This window comes from Paenibacillus sp. FSL R5-0470, assembly GCF_037975205.1.
In the GTDB taxonomy this organism is placed as follows: Bacteria; Bacillota; Bacilli; order Paenibacillales; family Paenibacillaceae; genus Paenibacillus_AQ.
On the sequence record NZ_CP150238.1, the window covers coordinates 5,898,285 to 5,915,830 of the forward strand.

The window sequence follows — 17,546 nt, forward strand, 5'->3', positions numbered from 1 at the left end:
ATAGCAACGATAATGCAAAGGAGTCATTCTTATGTTGAAATTACTCAAGAATCTGGAACCCAAAGAATGGTTCTTATTCGGTATCAGTCTCATGTTCATTATCGCTCAAGTCTGGCTGGATTTAGAACTGCCTGACTACATGAGTGATATTACCCGGCTGATCCAGACACCAGGGAGCGAAATGAATGAAATCCTTGTCGCAGGCGGTTGGATGCTGCTCTGTGCTCTTGGCAGTCTGGCGACCTCGGTTGTTGTAGCGGGCATTGCTGCAAGAATAGCAGCCGATTTGTCTGCAAGATTGCGTTCCAAATTGTTCGATAAGGTACAATCCTTTTCGATGGAGGAGATCAGTAACTTCTCAACAGCCAGTCTAATTACCCGTTCCACGAATGACATCACGCAAGTACAAATGCTGATTGTGATCGGCTTACAGCTACTTGTGAAAGCACCCATCCTCGCAGTGTGGGCGATACTCAAGATTTCGGGCAAAAGCTGGGAGTGGACTCTTACGACAGGTGCCGCGGTCGCATTGCTAGTAGTTATTGTCGCAGTCTGTATCGTGCTCGTCCTGCCTAAATTTAAAAAGCTGCAGCTGCTTACAGATAATCTGAATCGTGTATCCAGAGAGAATCTTAATGGTCTTCGTGTCATCCGGGCGTATAATGCCGAGGAATATCAAGAACAGAAGTTCGCTGTAGCTAACAACGAGCTTACCAGTACCAACCTATTTGCCAACAATGTAATGACCCTATTGATGCCGAGTATTACTTTGATTATGAGTGGACTCAGTCTCTCCATCTATTGGGTGGGTGCAGTGCTCATTCAAGCAGCCGAGGGTACTGCCAAGATGGGCTTGTTCTCAGATATGATCGTATTCTCATCTTATGCCATGCAAGTGGTTATGGCCTTTATGATGCTGATTATGATCTTTATTCTACTGCCCCGTGCTCAAGTATCGGCTAAACGTATCAATGAAGTGCTAGAAACAGTACCTAGCTTGAAGAATGGATCAGTAACTCAATTCCCTGTGAAGCGAGAAGATGAAATTGAATTCAGGGGGGTTAGCTTCAAATATCCAGATGCAGAGGAATATGTGTTGGAGAACATCAGCTTCACGGCCAAGCAGGGGGAGACGGTTGCTTTTATCGGATCTACAGGCTGCGGGAAAAGTACACTTGTTAACCTCATTCCCCGTTTCTATGATGCTACAGAAGGCGAAGTGCTGGTAAATGGTATCAATGTCAGAGAATACGACCAGCAAGCGCTTCGGAATAAAATGGGCTATGTCTCTCAGAAGGCTGTTCTATTTGGTGGAACAGTGTCCTCCAATATTGCATTTGGTGAGAACGGATCCGGTCAGGTCCTCAGTTCAGATATTGTAGATGCGGTGTACACTTCCCAATCCTCTGAATTTGTAGAAAAGCTAGAGGGGAACTATGATGCCCATATCGCCCAAGGCGGAACGAATCTGTCTGGCGGGCAAAAACAGCGGCTGTCGATTGCCAGAGCGATTGCCCGGCGTCCAGAAATATTAATCTTTGACGATTCTTTCTCCGCGCTTGACTATAAGACTGACCGCAAACTGCGCAGTGAGCTTAGGAAAGACGCGCATGATTCAACGATGCTGATCGTTGCACAGCGCATTGGTACGATAAAAGATGCCGACAAGATCATTGTGCTGGAAGCCGGACGAATCGCAGGCATGGGAACGCATGACGAACTAATGCAGTCCTGCGACGTCTATCAGGAAATTGCTTATTCTCAGCTTACGAAGGAGGAGCTTGCATAATGAAAACCAAAAATAAAGGCCAGAATACATGGAGCAAGCTGCTCCGCTACTGCCGTAAATATGTTCCGGTTATTGTGATTGCGCTAATCTGCGCGGCAGCTGGAACGGTGCTCACGTTATTCGGTCCGGACAAACTCTCCGAGATCACCGACAAAATTACAGCTGGTCTTGCCGGCAGCATCGATATGGACGGCATTACTACCATTGGTATTACCCTCGTCGTAATTTACGGCGTCGGTGCGTTGTTGTCACTCTCACAAGGCTTGATCATGTCGATTATTACCCAGAAGGTCTCGAAGAAATTAAGAACTGATCTGGCTCATAAAATGAACAAACTTCCAATCTCCTACTATAATAAATCGGCCACAGGTGATATTTTATCCCGGGTAACGAATGATGTAGATACCATCGGGCAATCGATGAATCAGAGTATTGGTAATGTCGTAACCGCCTTAGCTATGTTCGTCGGTTCGATCGTCATGATGCTGAAGACCAATGTAATTATGACCCTTACCGCTATCGTGGCAACGATCATCGGCTTTGGCCTTATGGTGGTCATTATGAAGAAATCGCAGAAATATTTTGCTAGCCAGCAGGAGTATTTAGGTAAAATCAACGGTCATGTCGAAGAAGTGTACACAGGACATAATGTAGTTAAAGCGTATAATGGCGAAGCGCAGATGCGCACTACCTTCCAGGAATTAAATCAGGGACTGAAGAACAGCGCCTTTAAAGCGCAATTCCTCTCTGGGCTGATGCCACCCCTGATGGGCTTTATTGGTAATCTAGGATTCGTTGCCGTCTGTATCGTTGGAGGTGTACTCGCCATGAACGGTACGATTTCATTTGGGGTTATCGTCGCCTTCATTATGTATGTACGTTACTTTACCCAGCCGTTGTCCCAGATTGCCCAGGCCGCGCAGAGCCTGCAAGCTGCATCTGCAGCTGGCGGACGCGTGTTCGAATTTCTGGAGGCTGAGGAAATGGAAGACGAGAGCCACAAAGAGAACACACTGCCAACTGCTAAAGGTAAAGTAAAATTTGACCAAGTACAATTTGCGTATGAGACTTCAGAAAAACTGATTATCAATAACTTCTCGACAGATGTAAAACCTGGGCAAAAAGTGGCGATCGTTGGTCCTACCGGCGCAGGCAAAACTACGCTGGTCAATCTGCTCATCCGGTTCAACGAATTAACGGGCGGAGAAATCTACATCGATGATACGCCGATCAGCAGCCTTACGAGAAAGAACATTCATGATCTGTTCTGTATGGTCCTGCAGGATACCTGGCTGTTTGAGGGTACCATCAAAGAGAACCTGATTTACAATCAGCAGAACATTACAGACGAGAAGCTTATAGAGGCTTGCAAGTCCGTTGGCCTGCACCGCTTCATTAAATCCTTAAGTGACGGATACAACACCGTACTGAACGATAAAGTTAATCTGTCCGCCGGCCAAAAGCAGCAGATGACCATCGCCCGCGCGATGCTAAAGGATGCGCCGATGCTCATTCTTGATGAAGCTACAAGCTCGGTGGATACCCGTACAGAGCTGCTGATTCAGCAGGCGATGGATAAGCTTATGGAAGGCAGAACCTCTTTCGTTATCGCACACCGACTCTCAACGATCAAGAATGCTGATGTGATTCTGGTCCTGAAGGACGGCGATATCTTGGAAAGCGGCAGCCACGCGGAATTGCTGTCTCAGAACGGATTCTATGCAGAGCTGTACAACAGCCAATTTGAGCAGGCTTCTTAAAAACGACAAAAAAACTGCAACTCAATCATGAGCTTGCAGTTTTTTATCGTCCGTTCCTTTTTAGAAGCAGCTTATGCCTCTCGCTGTCTCATTCCCTCAAACAGCAAAATCGTCGCCGCCATCGCCGCATTCAGCGATTCCGCACGGCCTGCCATCGGGATGATGATACTCTTATCCACGAGTCGAGCAGTTTCGGGCGAAATACCTTTACCCTCGCTGCCAATCAGAAGCCACTGACTGCCGTGAAAATCATGCTGATAGCAAGATTCTTCTCCTTGCAGCGAAGTACTTACCAGCAATGCCCCGCCTTCCCGTGCTTGTGGCAAAATCTCACTTAGATCTCCCTCCACCACCGGGAGATGGAACATCGAGCCCATCGTAGAACGGATGGTCTTAGGATTATAGAGGTCAGCACAGCCTTGTCCGAGGATCACTCCGTCTGCTCCCGCTGCATCCGCACTACGGATGATGGTGCCGACATTACCGGGGTCCTGGACACCGTCCAGGACAACCACCAGACTATCCTTCTTCGCTAGGATAGCCTCTACCGCCTGCTGTTCCTTCCGCACGATGGCGAACACCGGCTGCGGTGTATTAGTGCTGCTGCATTTCGAGATGATCGCCGCTGTTACGCCGATCACATCCATGCCCTGAACGGACTGAAGAAGCCCCTTGAGTTCAGCGGGCATTCCCTTGTCCAGGTCATAAGCAAGGCATTCCACATCTGCTTCAGCCAGCAGCGCTTCCTGTACCAGATGAACGCCTTCTACGATATATTTACGAGCCTTGTCACGGTGCTTTTTCTCCTGCAGCCCGGCCCACTCTTTAACCCGCGTATTTTGCGGAGACATGATTTCCATAAAGTCTTCCTTTCTTATGCCTTGCCATTTATTCTTGCTCTTATATTTTTTGCTCTTTATCTTTATTCTTCTTCACTTCTACTCCCCTATAAACCTGATGATTACGTTATGGAGAGGAAATTTGGAACTGTAGGAGCGTAGCGCTCGCCTTTGTCTCGGGATTTTATCCGCAGCAAGCGGTTCAAATCAAAAAATCTGGAGACAACAGCGACCGGAAGTCCAACTTTCCTCGGAATAACGTACTCTATCAGGACACTCACCTACTGATACGCGATCTCCAGCTTCGTCAGGTTATCTTTATGCCCAACGATTACAAGGATATCCCCATCGATCAAGCGATCCTCCGCGCGAGGGGAGATGTTCATCTCTTCACCTTGGCGAATAGCCATTACGTTACAGCCATATTTTGCACGGATATCGAGCTCTTGTAGATTTTTCCCGAGCATCGATCCGGATACCTTCATGTCCAAAATACTATAATCAGGCGACAGCTCGATATAATCTAATATATTAGGCGAAGCCAAATGATGCGCAACCCGCATTCCCATATCCCGTTCAGGATAAATCACCTTGTCTGCACCAATTTTTCCTAATACTTTGCCGTGCAGCTCACTTTTTGCTTTTGCGATAATTGCTGGTACACCAAGGTCCTTCAGGATTAAAGTTGTAAGAATACTTGCTTGAATGTCCTCACCAATAGCCACAACCACCACATCAAAATTGCGAATACCAAGTGCGCGTAGCGCTTCTTCATCCGTTGAATCTGCAGATACGGCGTGTGTTACTATATTTGAAATCTCCTGTGTCCGCTGCTCGTCCGCATCAATCGCAAGTACGTCAAACCCCATACCGCTGAGTGCTCTCGCAACACTGGATCCGAAACGCCCCATGCCAATGATGGCATATTGTTTTTTGGCCATGTCTTATGTACCTCCCGTAGCATTTCTATATCTAAAACAGTATAGCATACACGAACAAAAACTTGAATTTCCAGCACCTATACAGGGTACATTAAAACGAATTGAATATCACTATATTTCAAAAAGGAGGTACTTTATGTCGGTTACTATTGACTTACGCCAGGCGATTATTCATAAAGTGCATGGTCAATCTGAAGAAGATTTGCGGCATATGATTGAAGGCTCGGTAGACGGACCGGAAGCAGCACTCCCGGGACTTGGCGCCGTGTTTGAAATGATATGGAAGGACTTAGACACCGCTAAGCAAGACAATTTGGTTTCTATGCTGCATGATCACCTGGAGACGATTACTCCCGGGAATATCACGTCATAGATAGCCGCAACTAGTCAAAAACCTCCGCTTCCTCATTGTGCAATTGCACGCTGAAGGCGGAGGTTTTTATTAACAATCAGAAAGTTTTAGCTTCCTTACTATAGCAATGCTTTTGGAGCCATCTCTAGGAACGTAGCTGTCGGGTTCTTATCCATCGCTGTCCGCATAGCATATTCATTCTCGAACAACACGACAAAATTGCCCTTCTTATCTGTAACGAGCGTAGAGTTAATACGGAACTTACTCGCATCCGGTTTAGCCTCATCTACGATCCAACGCGCGAACTGGTATGGCATACGCTGCAACTGAACATCCACACCATATTCACCCTTCATACGGTACTCGAACACTTCAAACTGCAGTTGTCCAACTACACCGAGCAGAATATCGTCAAAGTTAACCGTACGGAATACTTGAATCATACCCTCTTCAGTCAGCTGATCGACACCCTTTTGGAACTGCTTCGATTTCAAAGCATTTTTAATACTCACTTTAGCAAAAATCTCTGGTGAGAATGTTGGCAGCTCATCGAATTCCAAATCTCCGGCCTGACTCAGTGTATCTCCAATTCTAAAAATACCTGGATCAAACAACCCGATAATATCTCCCGGATAAGCTTCCTCTACGATATCACGGTCTTGCGCTAAGAATTGTTGCGGCTGGGCCAGCTTAATGTCCTTACCCGCACGTACATGCTTCACGCTCATACCTCGTTCGAACTTCCCGGACACAATACGTAGAAAAGCAATCCGGTCACGGTGAGCCGGGTTCATATTGGCTTGGATTTTGAACACATAGCCAGTAAACTTCTCGTTCATTGGTTCTACCAAACCTGTAGTACTACGGCGTGGTTCAGGCTTCGGTGCCAGATCCAAGAAATTATCGAGGAAAGTCTGTACGCCGAAATTATTGATCGCACTACCAAAGAACACAGGTGTGAGTTCACCACTTAGTACTTTTTCATAGTCAAAAGCATCGCCTGCTACATCCAGCAGCTCCAGATCCTGACACAGTTGATCATGCAGATATTCCCCAGCCATTTCACGAATGATTGGATCACGATATCCGTCAACCTTTTGCACCTTGATTACGGAGTGATCGTCACCTTGGAACAGCTCCACCTGATTCTTCATCCGGTCATATACGCCGCATAGCTCACGTCCACTACCAATCGGCCAGTTCATAGGCACAGAGCGAATACCCAGTACCTGCTCCAGCTCTTCCATTAGATCAAACGGACTGCGTCCTTCACGGTCCAGCTTATTGATAAAAGTAAAGATTGGAATCCCACGTTTAGCACATACCTGAAACAGCTTGGTCGTTTGGGTTTCCACACCTTTTGCCACGTCGATAAGCATGACCGCACTATCCGCTGCTGTTAGTGTACGGTAGGTGTCCTCACTAAAGTCTTGGTGACCCGGTGTATCCAAAATATTCACGCGGTGATTCAAATAATCAAATTGCATCACAGAGGAAGTAACAGAAATCCCCCGTTGCTTTTCAATTTCCATCCAGTCACTCGTTGCATGCTTGTTCGCCTTACGGGCCTTAACCGTTCCCGCCAGACGGATAGCACCACCGAATAACAGTAGTTTTTCCGTTAAAGTTGTTTTACCCGCATCCGGGTGGGAAATGATCGCAAAGGTTCTGCGTCTGTCCACTTCCTTTTGCAGCTTCTGATCTATTGCTTTGTTCATTACACATATCCCTTCATATATAAAATTCCTGCTTCTGCTTCAATTACACTGGGGTTATCTTCAAATCGGTGCTCTGCTCATCGTTCATACCCCTTCATTTCTGAATGAATAGCTATCTTAGGTCTAGCTCCAGTCCGCTTCAAGTGAAAGCATCCTCTAAAGTATATCAAAATCCGGCAGACATTATCTACTAAAAAGCTTTTGCAGCAAAATATCTCCCAAATCAGGTCTATATCCTGTTCACCAGTTCCCATAGTTCAAGAAGAAAAACGCCTGACTGCGACCTTATTGCACTTATTCCCTAATAACAAGCCCATTCACGGGTGATTCAGGGCAGATAACAGCGCTAGCTCGTTTACGTTACCGGAGGCACACTATATTCGGTTTTTCGCATACATTTGGCTCGTTTACGTTACTGGCGGCACATTGTATTCGGTTTTTCGCATACATTTGGCTCGTTTACGTTACCGGCGGCACATTATATTCGGTTTTTCGCATACAATCGGCTCGTTTACGTTACCGGCGGCACATTATATTCGGTTTTTCGCATACATTTGTCCGTAAGCTCGACTAAAACATGCATTTGGGAGGATAAGGTCCGTTCGATCGTCTCAAAGAGGTGTGTGTTAATTGAAAACAGAGCTCCCCATGGCCCCCCGCTGAATATAGGCCCCTCCCTTGATTTCGTTTCCACATTTCTCCGCAGTCTCTTATAGTAAAATAGTTGTATTTCCTACACTTATAAGAAGTATTAGCATTTCCAATCGCCTTTAGTTGTATTTGATGCAATTAAAAATTCAATGTGCTAGCTTTTCGGCCTTATGCGGAGAAAATAGTTGCAGAGAATACACTTAAAAGACTAATTTCCACCCAATATGTGATTTTAATTGTACAAAGTGCAGTTATTTAAAAAATGCTCCTGTCGCCCGAGCGGCATTTGGAGCCAGAGTGGCCTGGGGAGGCTGAGTGTTCTCTAATCTCAGCATTACAAAAAATCTCCCTGCATCCTCTGCAGGGAGATAGCATTGAAGCAAAGTTTAGTTATTCTTCAGCCATACTACATTATCTTCTTCCTGACCGTTTACCGGCCACCAATGGAAGCCATCCTGAGCAAGCAATTGATCCGCTTCAACCGGACCCCAAGTGCCAGCAGGATAAGCAGATAGATCACTCGACTCTTCCTTCCAAGCCTTCGCAATACGATCCACGAACGACCATGCCGACGATACCTCATCCCAACGAGTGAAATAAGTGGAATCTCCACGTGCCGCGTCATGAAGCAAACGCTCGTAAGCTTCCGGGGAATTGATTCCAACCAAGCAGCTCTGACAGAAGTCCATAGCTAGTGGTTGAATTTCAGACTCGGAACCCGGCTTCTTGGCATTAATCTTTACATAAATGCCTTCCATTGGGTTCACACGGATAACAAGCAGGTTAGGCTCCAGCGTATGCTTTTGTCCCAAATAAACATTGGTTGGCATTCCCTTGAACTCAACTACCACTTCCGTTGTCTTCACCGGTAGACGTTTACCTGTACGAATATAGAAAGGAACTCCAGCCCAGCGGAAGTTATCTACAAACACACGGGCAGCAAAATACGTCTCAGTACTCGATTCAGGATCAACCTTATCTTCCTGACGATAAGCAGGAAGGGTCTTTCCATTATGCAAGCCTTGAATATACTGTGCTCTCACGACGTTCTCACGAACCTCGTCAGATGTACCATAAGGACGAAGTGAACGAAGTACCTTCACCTTCTCGTCACGAATATCTTCTGCAAGCAGACGGCTTGGTGGTTCCATTGCAATCATAGTCAGCAGTTGCAATATATGATTCTGGCCCATATCCCGTAACGCTCCAGCATGGTCATAATAACCACCACGCTCTTCAACACCTACGGTTTCGCCAAGTGTAATTTGAATATTGGCAATATGCTTATTATTCCAAAGCGGCTCGAAAAAAGCATTTGCAAAACGAATGACTTCAATATTTTGAACCATTTCTTTACCAAGATAATGATCGATCCGGTAGATCTCCTCTTCCTTGAACACCTCTCGGATCTGCTCGTTCAGCTGCTCAGCTGATTCCAGATTATATCCAAAAGGCTTCTCGATGACGAGGCGATTCCAACCTGTGCTATCCAGCATGCCGCCAGCCTTAAGGTTGAACGAGACACTGCCGAATAATTCAGGTGCCAGCGCAAGATAGAACATCCGATTGCCCGGAATTCTGAACTTCTCTTCAAGAGCTTCTGTTTGAGCTCTTAATTCACGGAAGCCATCAATATCGTTGATGTCCAGAGATTTGTATTCAAAATGCTGTACAAACTCATTCCATTCATTCTCTTCTCCCGCTTTATAACGGCAGAATTCAAGGATGGATTCCTTCACATCACTTCTAAATTCTTCCTGAGTACGCGGGCGCCGCGCCACGCCAATTACCGCAAAATCATGTGCCAGCTTACCTTCACGGTACAAGCTGTAAATCGCCGGGAAAAGCTTACGCCGGGCTAAATCTCCGGTTGCCCCAAAGATAAAAAAGACAGCACCGGGTGTGTGCAGTGCATCAAGGGTTTGATTTTCAGCCATGGCTCCTCATCTTTCTGTATGTAATATAGTTTATTGACATTCTCAGCGTCGAGAAAACGACGTTATGTCATTTTAGCATATTCCTAAAAAGGATGCTATCAGATTACTGACAAATACTCTCGGGATTTCGCAAATTTCAATTAAAATTTCTTATTACTAATTATACTTCACCTTATAAAACTATCTATATTGACGAAGTGTTTGTCACTTTATCCATTAATATAAGTGAATCGTTTTGTTTCTCAAGCTGTGCAGACAAACGCCTATACCAATTAGTTACTTTCATTCAGGAATATTCTGCAAATCATTCGGGAACGTTAAAGGAAAATAACTCGAAAGTCGAGCGCCCTTAATGACTGACCAAACACAGATCTCATTCACTACTGTAGATCAAAACGCCGATTTCATCGAAGCAGCCTTGTTCTATTCAAATGATCTCAAAAAAAGAAGAATATCCTTTAACGGAACTGAAGGAATTCTCTTTTATCTAGAGTCCATGGCAGACATGGAACTGGTTGAGCAGAATGTGATTGCTCCTTTTCACAATAGCAAAAACAAAGAGCTTTCCAAACTATTTACAACGCTCAGCTTCGGTGTGGAAACAGAACTAAATAAAGGTATTCAGGGACTTATTAACGGAGGCTGCCTCTACTTTGTTGAAGGAATATCTGAATTTTATATCCTCTCTACTCCTGCCAAACACGAACGAACCATAACCGAACCTCTGAATGAAGCAGTTATTCGGGGGCCGCATAACGGTTTTATTGAAGATATGACGGTTAACTTATACCTGATCCGTAAACAAATCACCACTCCAAACCTTACTGTTCGCTACTTCACCCTTGGGAAAATCGCTCCCAAAAAGGTAGCTTTAATCTATATGGAGAACCTTGCCAAACCTGAATTAGTAAAAAAAGTAGAATCTAGAATAAAAAAAATCACTCTTGATTCGGTGCTCTCCACCGGATTTATTCAGGAATTAACGGAGGATAATTCCTACTCTATATTTCCACAACATATCAATACTGAGCGCCCAGACCATACCTCCTTCTACTTACTGAAAGGATACGTCACAATCCTGCTGGATGGAGATCCCACAGCTCTGATTGTACCTGCCAGCTTCTTCACCTTCTATCAGACGCCGGATGATTATAGCAATCGATGGCTGATTGCTTCCTTTGTCCGTTTTATCCGTCTGATTGGTTTTGTAACAGCATTCCAACTGCCCGCGCTCTATATTGCCACCGTTTCTTTTCACTCCAGTGTCCTTCCCTTGCAATTGTTTTTTACGATTCAAGGTTCACTGACCCGGATCCCATTTCCTCCGTTGGTTGAAGCAATGCTGCTTGAACTCATATTCGAATTGCTGCGGGAGGCAGGGCTCCGTCTGCCCAGCCGTGTAGGTCAAACCATTGGGATTGTAGGCGGTTTGGTCATCGGGGATGCCATTGTTAAAGCTGGATTGGTCTCTTACACAATGATCATCGTTGTTGCATTGACTGCCATATCATCCTTTCTCATCCCTTCCAACGAGATGAGCTCCGCGATCCGATTTATGCGGTTTCCACTTATGGTTGCGGCCTCTTTGTTCGGATATATTGGGATATCATTTGGGTTGACACTTATTTTTGTACATTTGTGTAAGCTTGAATCTTTTGGACAACCTTACCTTACACCGCTAAGCCCGATAAATATTCAAGGCTTGAAAGACACCTTTTTGCGCCTTCCGATATGGTCCATCCGCAAGAATACAAGCAAATCAGGGGCAGAAGAAGAATAATCATTTAATCTGAACTGACAGGAGTTATAAGAATGACTCAAAAAGAAAAAATGATAACGAGGGGGCAACTTTTCTGCTTTATGATTCAAGCTCAAATCGGGGTTGGCATTCTGTCTCTTCCCTTCAAGCTTAACGAAGTGGCCAAGGGTGGAGGAGCGCTCTCTGTTTTGATTGCGGGCATCATTACCCAACTTGTTATCATTCTTCTATGGGTTCTGCTGAAAAATTTCCCCGGACTCAACTTATTTTCTATATGTTTAAAGCTCGGAGGTCCAATTATCGGTAGAATACTTATAATCGCTTACATCAGTTACTTTGTTCTGCTTGGCTCCAATATTATGTTCAGTGCGGTAGAGGTGCTGCAGAGGTGGATTCTGCAATCCACACCAAGATGGGCTATATTAACCCTCTTTTCGATCATGACACTCTATTTGGCAAGGGAAAAGCTTACAGTGTTGGCCAGATTCTATACATTGGCAACAGTTCTTTTTGTCCCGCTTATACTATTTGTCAGCTATGGTTTAACTCAAGCTCATTTTGAATTTATGCTCCCCCTTTTGGAGAACGGATTCTGGAATGTTGTGAAGGGAGCACAGGAATCAACTAAATCAATGTATGGTTTCGAAATGATGATGATCGTCTATCCGCTTTCCGAAGGTACAAATAAACAAAAATTAATGACCATTAGTCTAGCCAGTTGGTTCGTAACCCTGCTCTATGTCTTCGTGGTATCCACCTGTCTGATGGTATTTAACTCTGAGCAAATCAAAATCATGCCCGAACCCGTCATCTACTTAGTAAAATCTCTTAACTTTTATATCGTGGATCGTGCAGATATCCTGTTTCTGCCGATTTGGGCCATCACGCTTGTTTGTTCTATTGTTAGCTATTGCTATGCAGCATCCATTGGACTCAGTGTTTTATTTAGTCGAAAAAGCCATAAACATTTTGCTCCGTTTGTAAAAATCATTTCTTTTATGATCGCACTTGCACCTGTAACTCCTGCAGGTGTACATCTTTTTGATACAGCCGCTAACTATGCGGCCTATGTGTTTATTGCCGGATTATCGATGGTATTGCTGATGATTTCCCTATTTATGAAGAGAAAGCCAGGTGGTCTTGCATGAAGTTTGACATGAAATTCAAGTCGCATTTACTTTTAATTGCCCTTGTTTCCATCTGTCTTACTGGATGTTGGGACCGGGAATATTTGAAAGACCTGCATCTGGCTTATTGTGCTGCAATTGATTATACAGAGAACGGAGAGATCAAAGAAACCATCGAATTAATCATTCCCCCCGATATTGAGCAGAAAGCTACCAAGAATGAAATCCATTCAAGTATCGGATCGACTGTGCGCAATGCAAGCAATCAATTGCGAAATAAAGTTAGGGGAAACATTAGATTTATTAAATATGGGTTTGAGCTTATGGGAAGGACTACGGCTGAGCGTGGCCTGTACCCTATTCTGGATGTGAATTATAGGGATCCAAGCAATCCAACATCCAACGTTCGGCTAATTATTACGGAAGGAGAAGCTGCCCAAATTCTTGAACAAAAAAAGGTTGGGGAATTAAAGATCGGTGAATTCATTAAGCAAAAGATCGATAGTCTGGAAGAAATGAGTATTTTTCCAAAAGAAACGGCAGATACCGTGTTCCGATCCCTGATGGATCCAGGGCATGACTTTGCTCTTCCATATCTAGGCAGAGATGGGGGCGAAATAATCACGAAAGGGGTAGCTCTCTTTCATGACCAGAATTACAGCGGAATGTTGAACCCCGATCAGTCAATCATGATGGTTCTGCTGATGGGACAACAGGGGAAAAATGCCCGCTTCACTAAGAAACTTGATTTGGGACATTCCGATGATATTCGGAATTTCATTACTATTAATGTGGGTTCAAAAAAAATAAAGCGGCAATTCAAGGTATCCGTTTCTGCTGATGAAAGCATTGATGTGAATTTGGGCTTAGAGCTGCAAGCCGTCGTAGAAGAGTTTACGGATGTACTCGACGAAAAAGAACTTAAAAAAGTCAATCAAGATCTTTCGGATTTGCTTACAAAGGAAGCCAAGACAGTTGTTAATGAAATCCAAAAGGCAAACTGTGATATCTTTGGTGTAGGAAGAAAACTTATTGCTTATCATCACAATGTCTGGAGCAACAAAAATTGGTCTGAGGATTACCGGAAAGTAAAATTCCATACCAAGGTTGATGTTAAAATTGTAAGTACGGGTATTCTACAATAGATCCTTGATTGGTCTTTTTCAATATTCTATTGTTATTAATGGTGATCCAATCGTAACGCGGCTGCTTCCCTCTTTTGTATCCTGATGAATAGCTGTCTGTAGAACTACCTCGTGGTTTCCGCTGATTACAGAATGCAACAATGCTGATGTACTATAAGTATGGCTGGCTGTTGTTTCGTCTTCGTAGCTTTCCTGTACTTTAAGATCGGGCAGTTGTGCGTACATATTCTGCTCCGTTAACAATAGAGCCTTCTGAGGGTCCTCCTGCTCCTTCGCAGCACCCTGAAGTGAGGTGTTCCATTCCGCTGCGATTCCGATCTTCCGAAGTTTCGCGCCAGCTTCTTCTGCTTCAGCTTGCAGATCGGGAGCATTTAACAAATCGGGTGTCTCCAGGGTTACAATCACATAACTACGTCCGTTTCCAAGCTCACTCCAGAACATGGTGGTTTGAAAACCGGCTTTGTCGGCAGCCGAACGATAAGTAAGATGTTCACCCTCGTCTTCCCGGCTTGTTTCTCCCAACCCAAGATCATCGGATAGGTTAGTTGCAGTGACACCAGCCTCTAGACCATCACCATTGAATTCTCCCTGCCATTTTAAAACTAAACGAAGAGGGGAGCCGGGTACTGTAACACTTTTACCAAGGGAGGTCAGGAGAGGAAGTGACTTTTTCAATTGGGCGATCTGACTGCTCTCTTTTTCACCTTCGCCCCGAAAACCTGCCAAAAGTAACGCAGTACAGCATAGAATCAATACCAGCAACATTCCTTTAATACCGCTTTTTCGGCCTGCACCGTGTCTCTTTCCTTTACTTTCTTCTACATACCCCACAATCCAACACCCTCTCAATCCGGTCTATTAATCTACTAAACAGGATGTCCGCTTTACAAGATTTTATACGGAGACAAGTATTTTCTTATACTCGTGCACACAAAAAAACCAGCCCTTCTTACTCTGGCCAGTTCTTGTACTCACACCAATTGGGATATCCAATTATTCAGCTAGTCCATTTTTATATGCATAAATTGCTGCTTGGGTCCGGTCTTCCACACCCAGCTTCGCGAGAATATTCGTTACATGAAATTTCACAGTCTTGATCCCAATAATTAGTTGGTCCGCGATATCCTGATTCGATTTACCTTGCGCCAGCAGGCGTAATACTTCCATCTCGCGCTCCGTAAGCTCTTTATAAGCAGGGGATTCACCCTTTGCATTGTTTCGAAAACGATTCATCATTTTAGAGGCGACCTGTGACTCCAGTACAGACTGGCCTCTTGCCGCAGCGCGTATGGCATCTGCCACTTCACTAGCTCGTGAGGTCTTTAGTAGATAACTGAACGCACCTGCTTCAATCACCGGATACATTTTTTCATCATCCAGATAGCTTGTCAACACAATAACTTTGATTTCGGGATACTGCTTCATTAAGTGTTTGGTCGTTTCAATCCCATCCATCCCATCCATTACGAGATCCATCAGGACTACATCCGGATTGTACTCTTGTGCCAGGCGGATACCTTCTTCCCCACTTCCAGCTTCCCCTACGACTTCAATTCCGTCTTCAGTACCTAGAACAGCAGCTAGTCCGATCCGCACCATTTCATGATCATCTACAAGCAATACCTTAATGGCTTCCTCCATCTCCATGGTCACTCTTTCCTCCTATTATTCATTGACTAACGGAACGGTAATTTCAATCCGCATTCCTTTACCCGGAGCGGTAATAAACTGAATGGAACCTCCGATTTCATTCATCCGCTCCTGCATATTCGACAAACCGTAGGAAGTTTGTTTACTATCATCCAATTCAAAACCAATCCCATCATCACGGAGCGTCAAACGAACTGTATCTCCTCGCCGATGCAGCCTGATTTCCATCTTTTCTGCTTTCGCATGACGAAGCGTATTGGAGATTGCCTCCTGCACAATACGGAATAAGTGATTCTCTACCCCTTTTAGCAATTGTACATCAGGGTCCATCTCGAACACGATTTCAATCGGAACCTTAACCTTAAGTTCCTTGATCAACTCCTGCAGCCCCTGCTCTAATCCCTTACCTTCCAAATAAACAGGTCTTAAATGAAGCAATAGTGCTCTCATCTCTGATTGGGCTACAGCAGACATTTCTTCGATAAGTGCAATTTGCCGTTGCGCCTTGTCAAAATCCTTCTCCAGCGTCCGGCCTACAGCCGTGGCGGTCATAGAGATCGCGAACAACTGCTGTGAGACTGCATCATGCAATTCACGCGCAAGCCGCTGGCGCTCTTCCATAATAGCAGATACTCGTGCTTGCTCCGCGAGCTTCGCGTTATTTGTAGACAATCGCTGCAGTGTTGTCACTTGGTTTTCCCATTTTCCACTAATTCGGCCTAATTGTTCTCCGAGCCTTCCCAGCTCATCGTCACCCAAGTCAGGCATAGATAGCGTTAAGTTTCCCTTCTCCCACAATACGAGAGTTTCTCTCAGGCGTTCCAACTTTCGCTTTACTCGGAAGCTCTGATAGAAACCAAAGCCAACCCCGAACCCCATGGGCAGCAGAATTAGAGTAAATGCCGTGCGTAATCCAATCATCCAGCTTTCAAAAGGCTTTAAATAGCCATATGTATACATGGTGTACAATATCACAAGCAGCATGACAAAAGAGAACAGAGCCCCCTCACCCATACTGCGTGACATCATATTTTTGTTCTTTTTATCCATACGGGGACCCTCCCTTCTGTATCAGACTAATCAGGATAATCGCACATCCAAATCTCCCATCAAATAAGACACACTAAACTTTACCTTATATTCACTGCTCTCATAGTTAGGGGACTTCCAATTCAGACGGTTTAGCATACCAGTATCGCGCCCATTACCGAATTCAATCGATCCAAAAAGCACAAAGGCTTCTATTTCCACACCATAATCATCTGACAATTGAATGTCCATATCACCAAAGATTCCTTGAAACAGCATAACCGTTTCCTTTTGCTCCGCCATAGCCAGTGAAAGATCAAGATCGGCCTCTCCAAGGATATGCCATGAGCTGAGGCTATGCATCACCCAGGGTGAGCGATCCCAGTCAAATCTAGACGAAAAGTTTTGCTTCTGCATAAACCCTTCCTTACGCTGAACTCTTTTGGATTTAGTAAAAAACATCCCCAATGAAATCAAACAAATCCCCAGCACGAGCACCAAATGATCCAGCAAAAGTAATATAGCGCCAATCCCGAGCAGCTTATAACCCTGCTTCACTTTTCCTGACGTCGTGCGGTAGACTCCTAGGAACAGGAATAGAAGCGCGACAATGGAGAAAAAGCCGAGCCATCTACCAAAAATCATCATGCAGCCAACACCGATCAGTCCGATGGCAATCAAACGGTTTCGTTTATCCATTTCGCACCTCCTAAAGTTTTGCGTAGCAAAACTAACTTCGTAAGCAAAACTACAACCATCAATATATTATAGCCAGCCGCTACAAAAGCCATATCGGTATGGAGATCCATACCGTATGGCTTCTTCTTGTCCAGCATATCATATCTACTT

The 17,546-nt window shown here is 44.8% G+C and carries 15 protein-coding genes; 6 read left to right on the forward strand and 9 right to left on the reverse strand.

The features are described from left to right. Positions 1-31 precede the first annotated feature (31 nt). Positions 32-1,789, forward strand: coding sequence for an ABC transporter ATP-binding protein (locus MKY99_RS25980; protein WP_339267148.1), 1,758 nt, complete (start codon positions 32-34; stop codon positions 1,787-1,789). Beyond that, on the forward strand, positions 1,789-3,549 hold the full coding sequence (locus MKY99_RS25985) for an ABC transporter ATP-binding protein (RefSeq protein WP_339267149.1): 1,761 nt from the start codon (positions 1,789-1,791) through the stop codon (positions 3,547-3,549). The genes MKY99_RS25980 and MKY99_RS25985 overlap by 1 nt, the downstream gene beginning before the upstream one ends. Positions 3,550-3,620: 71 nt before the next feature. Here the strand turns inward: MKY99_RS25985 and MKY99_RS25990 are convergent, their stop codons facing one another. Together MKY99_RS25990 and MKY99_RS25995 are read right to left on the reverse strand one after the other, a co-directional pair. Beyond that, entirely contained in the window at positions 3,621-4,409 is a 789-nt protein-coding gene (locus MKY99_RS25990; RefSeq protein ID WP_339267151.1) for an RNA methyltransferase, read from the reverse strand. A gap of 260 nt (positions 4,410-4,669) precedes the next feature. Further along, entirely contained in the window at positions 4,670-5,329 is a 660-nt protein-coding gene (locus MKY99_RS25995; protein WP_076285312.1) for a TrkA family potassium uptake protein, read from the reverse strand. A 136-nt stretch (positions 5,330-5,465) separates the two neighbouring features. Between MKY99_RS25995 and MKY99_RS26000 the strand changes: the two genes are divergently transcribed. After that, positions 5,466-5,702, forward strand: a complete 237-nt coding sequence (locus MKY99_RS26000; protein ID WP_042191747.1) for a small acid-soluble spore protein SspI — start codon at positions 5,466-5,468, stop codon at positions 5,700-5,702. Positions 5,703-5,800: 98 nt separating this feature from the next. Here MKY99_RS26000 and MKY99_RS26005 read toward each other — a convergent pair whose 3' ends face one another. Together MKY99_RS26005 and zwf are read right to left on the reverse strand one after the other, a co-directional pair. Further along, positions 5,801-7,399, reverse strand: a complete 1,599-nt coding sequence (locus MKY99_RS26005) for a peptide chain release factor 3 (RefSeq protein ID WP_042191749.1) — start codon at positions 7,397-7,399, stop codon at positions 5,801-5,803. Between the two features lie 1,037 nt (positions 7,400-8,436). After that, a complete protein-coding gene (gene zwf / locus MKY99_RS26010; RefSeq protein ID WP_042191750.1) occupies positions 8,437-9,987 on the reverse strand; it encodes a glucose-6-phosphate dehydrogenase in 1,551 nt (516 codons plus the stop codon). A gap of 352 nt (positions 9,988-10,339) precedes the next feature. On the opposite strand from zwf, the gene MKY99_RS26015 reads away from it, so the two are divergent. Genes MKY99_RS26015 through MKY99_RS26025 form a run of 3 tightly spaced genes read left to right on the forward strand, consistent with a single transcriptional unit; the run spans position 10,340 to position 14,018 of the window. Continuing rightward, positions 10,340-11,767, forward strand: coding sequence for a spore germination protein (locus tag MKY99_RS26015; RefSeq protein WP_042191753.1), 1,428 nt, complete (start codon positions 10,340-10,342; stop codon positions 11,765-11,767). A 32-nt stretch (positions 11,768-11,799) separates the two neighbouring features. Then, complete coding sequence (locus MKY99_RS26020) at positions 11,800-12,894, forward strand: GerAB/ArcD/ProY family transporter (protein ID WP_339267155.1); 1,095 nt, start codon at positions 11,800-11,802, stop codon at positions 12,892-12,894. Further along, the gene (locus MKY99_RS26025) at positions 12,891-14,018 is read left to right on the forward strand and encodes a Ger(x)C family spore germination protein (RefSeq protein ID WP_339267157.1); all 1,128 of its coding nucleotides are present in this window, start codon (positions 12,891-12,893) and stop codon (positions 14,016-14,018) included. Before MKY99_RS26020 ends, MKY99_RS26025 begins: the two co-directional genes overlap by 4 nt. Before the next feature lie 18 nt (positions 14,019-14,036). Here the strand turns inward: MKY99_RS26025 and MKY99_RS26030 are convergent, their stop codons facing one another. The 5 genes from MKY99_RS26030 to MKY99_RS26050 form a co-directional block, all read right to left on the reverse strand. After that, complete coding sequence (locus MKY99_RS26030; protein WP_339267159.1) at positions 14,037-14,849, reverse strand: YwmB family TATA-box binding protein; 813 nt, start codon at positions 14,847-14,849, stop codon at positions 14,037-14,039. A gap of 162 nt (positions 14,850-15,011) precedes the next feature. Next, positions 15,012-15,665 (reverse strand): response regulator transcription factor, encoded by a 654-nt coding sequence (locus MKY99_RS26035; protein WP_179085807.1) that lies wholly within the window; start codon positions 15,663-15,665, stop codon positions 15,012-15,014. 18 nt (positions 15,666-15,683) lie between these two features. Then, entirely contained in the window at positions 15,684-16,718 is a 1,035-nt protein-coding gene (locus MKY99_RS26040; protein WP_042191761.1) for a sensor histidine kinase, read from the reverse strand. Positions 16,719-16,748: 30 nt separating this feature from the next. Next, complete coding sequence (gene liaF, locus MKY99_RS26045; RefSeq protein ID WP_042191763.1) at positions 16,749-17,396, reverse strand: cell wall-active antibiotics response protein LiaF; 648 nt, start codon at positions 17,394-17,396, stop codon at positions 16,749-16,751. Next, entirely contained in the window at positions 17,375-17,533 is a 159-nt protein-coding gene (locus tag MKY99_RS26050; RefSeq protein ID WP_339267162.1) for a hypothetical protein, read from the reverse strand. The genes liaF and MKY99_RS26050 overlap by 22 nt, the downstream gene beginning before the upstream one ends. Positions 17,534-17,546 lie beyond the last annotated feature (13 nt).

What these genes read in the sequence shown, in the direction of transcription:
- MKY99_RS25980 (WP_339267148.1), top strand. Translation starts at nt 32, where the DNA reads ATGTTGAAATTACTCAAGAATCTGGAACCCAAAGAATGGTTCTTATTC.
- MKY99_RS25985 (WP_339267149.1), top strand. Translation starts at nt 1,789, where the DNA reads ATGAAAACCAAAAATAAAGGCCAGAATACATGGAGCAAGCTGCTCCGC.
- MKY99_RS25990 (WP_339267151.1), bottom strand. Translation starts at nt 4,409, where the DNA reads ATGGAAATCATGTCTCCGCAAAATACGCGGGTTAAAGAGTGGGCCGGG.
- MKY99_RS25995 (WP_076285312.1), bottom strand. Translation starts at nt 5,329, where the DNA reads ATGGCCAAAAAACAATATGCCATCATTGGCATGGGGCGTTTCGGATCC.
- MKY99_RS26000 (WP_042191747.1), top strand. Translation starts at nt 5,466, where the DNA reads ATGTCGGTTACTATTGACTTACGCCAGGCGATTATTCATAAAGTGCAT.
- MKY99_RS26005 (WP_042191749.1), bottom strand. Translation starts at nt 7,399, where the DNA reads ATGAACAAAGCAATAGATCAGAAGCTGCAAAAGGAAGTGGACAGACGC.
- zwf (WP_042191750.1), bottom strand. Translation starts at nt 9,987, where the DNA reads ATGGCTGAAAATCAAACCCTTGATGCACTGCACACACCCGGTGCTGTC.
- MKY99_RS26015 (WP_042191753.1), top strand. Translation starts at nt 10,340, where the DNA reads ATGACTGACCAAACACAGATCTCATTCACTACTGTAGATCAAAACGCC.
- MKY99_RS26020 (WP_339267155.1), top strand. Translation starts at nt 11,800, where the DNA reads ATGACTCAAAAAGAAAAAATGATAACGAGGGGGCAACTTTTCTGCTTT.
- MKY99_RS26025 (WP_339267157.1), top strand. Translation starts at nt 12,891, where the DNA reads ATGAAGTTTGACATGAAATTCAAGTCGCATTTACTTTTAATTGCCCTT.
- MKY99_RS26035 (WP_179085807.1), bottom strand. Translation starts at nt 15,665, where the DNA reads ATGGAGATGGAGGAAGCCATTAAGGTATTGCTTGTAGATGATCATGAA.
- MKY99_RS26040 (WP_042191761.1), bottom strand. Translation starts at nt 16,718, where the DNA reads ATGGATAAAAAGAACAAAAATATGATGTCACGCAGTATGGGTGAGGGG.
- liaF (WP_042191763.1), bottom strand. Translation starts at nt 17,396, where the DNA reads ATGGATAAACGAAACCGTTTGATTGCCATCGGACTGATCGGTGTTGGC.
- MKY99_RS26050 (WP_339267162.1), bottom strand. Translation starts at nt 17,533, where the DNA reads ATGCTGGACAAGAAGAAGCCATACGGTATGGATCTCCATACCGATATG.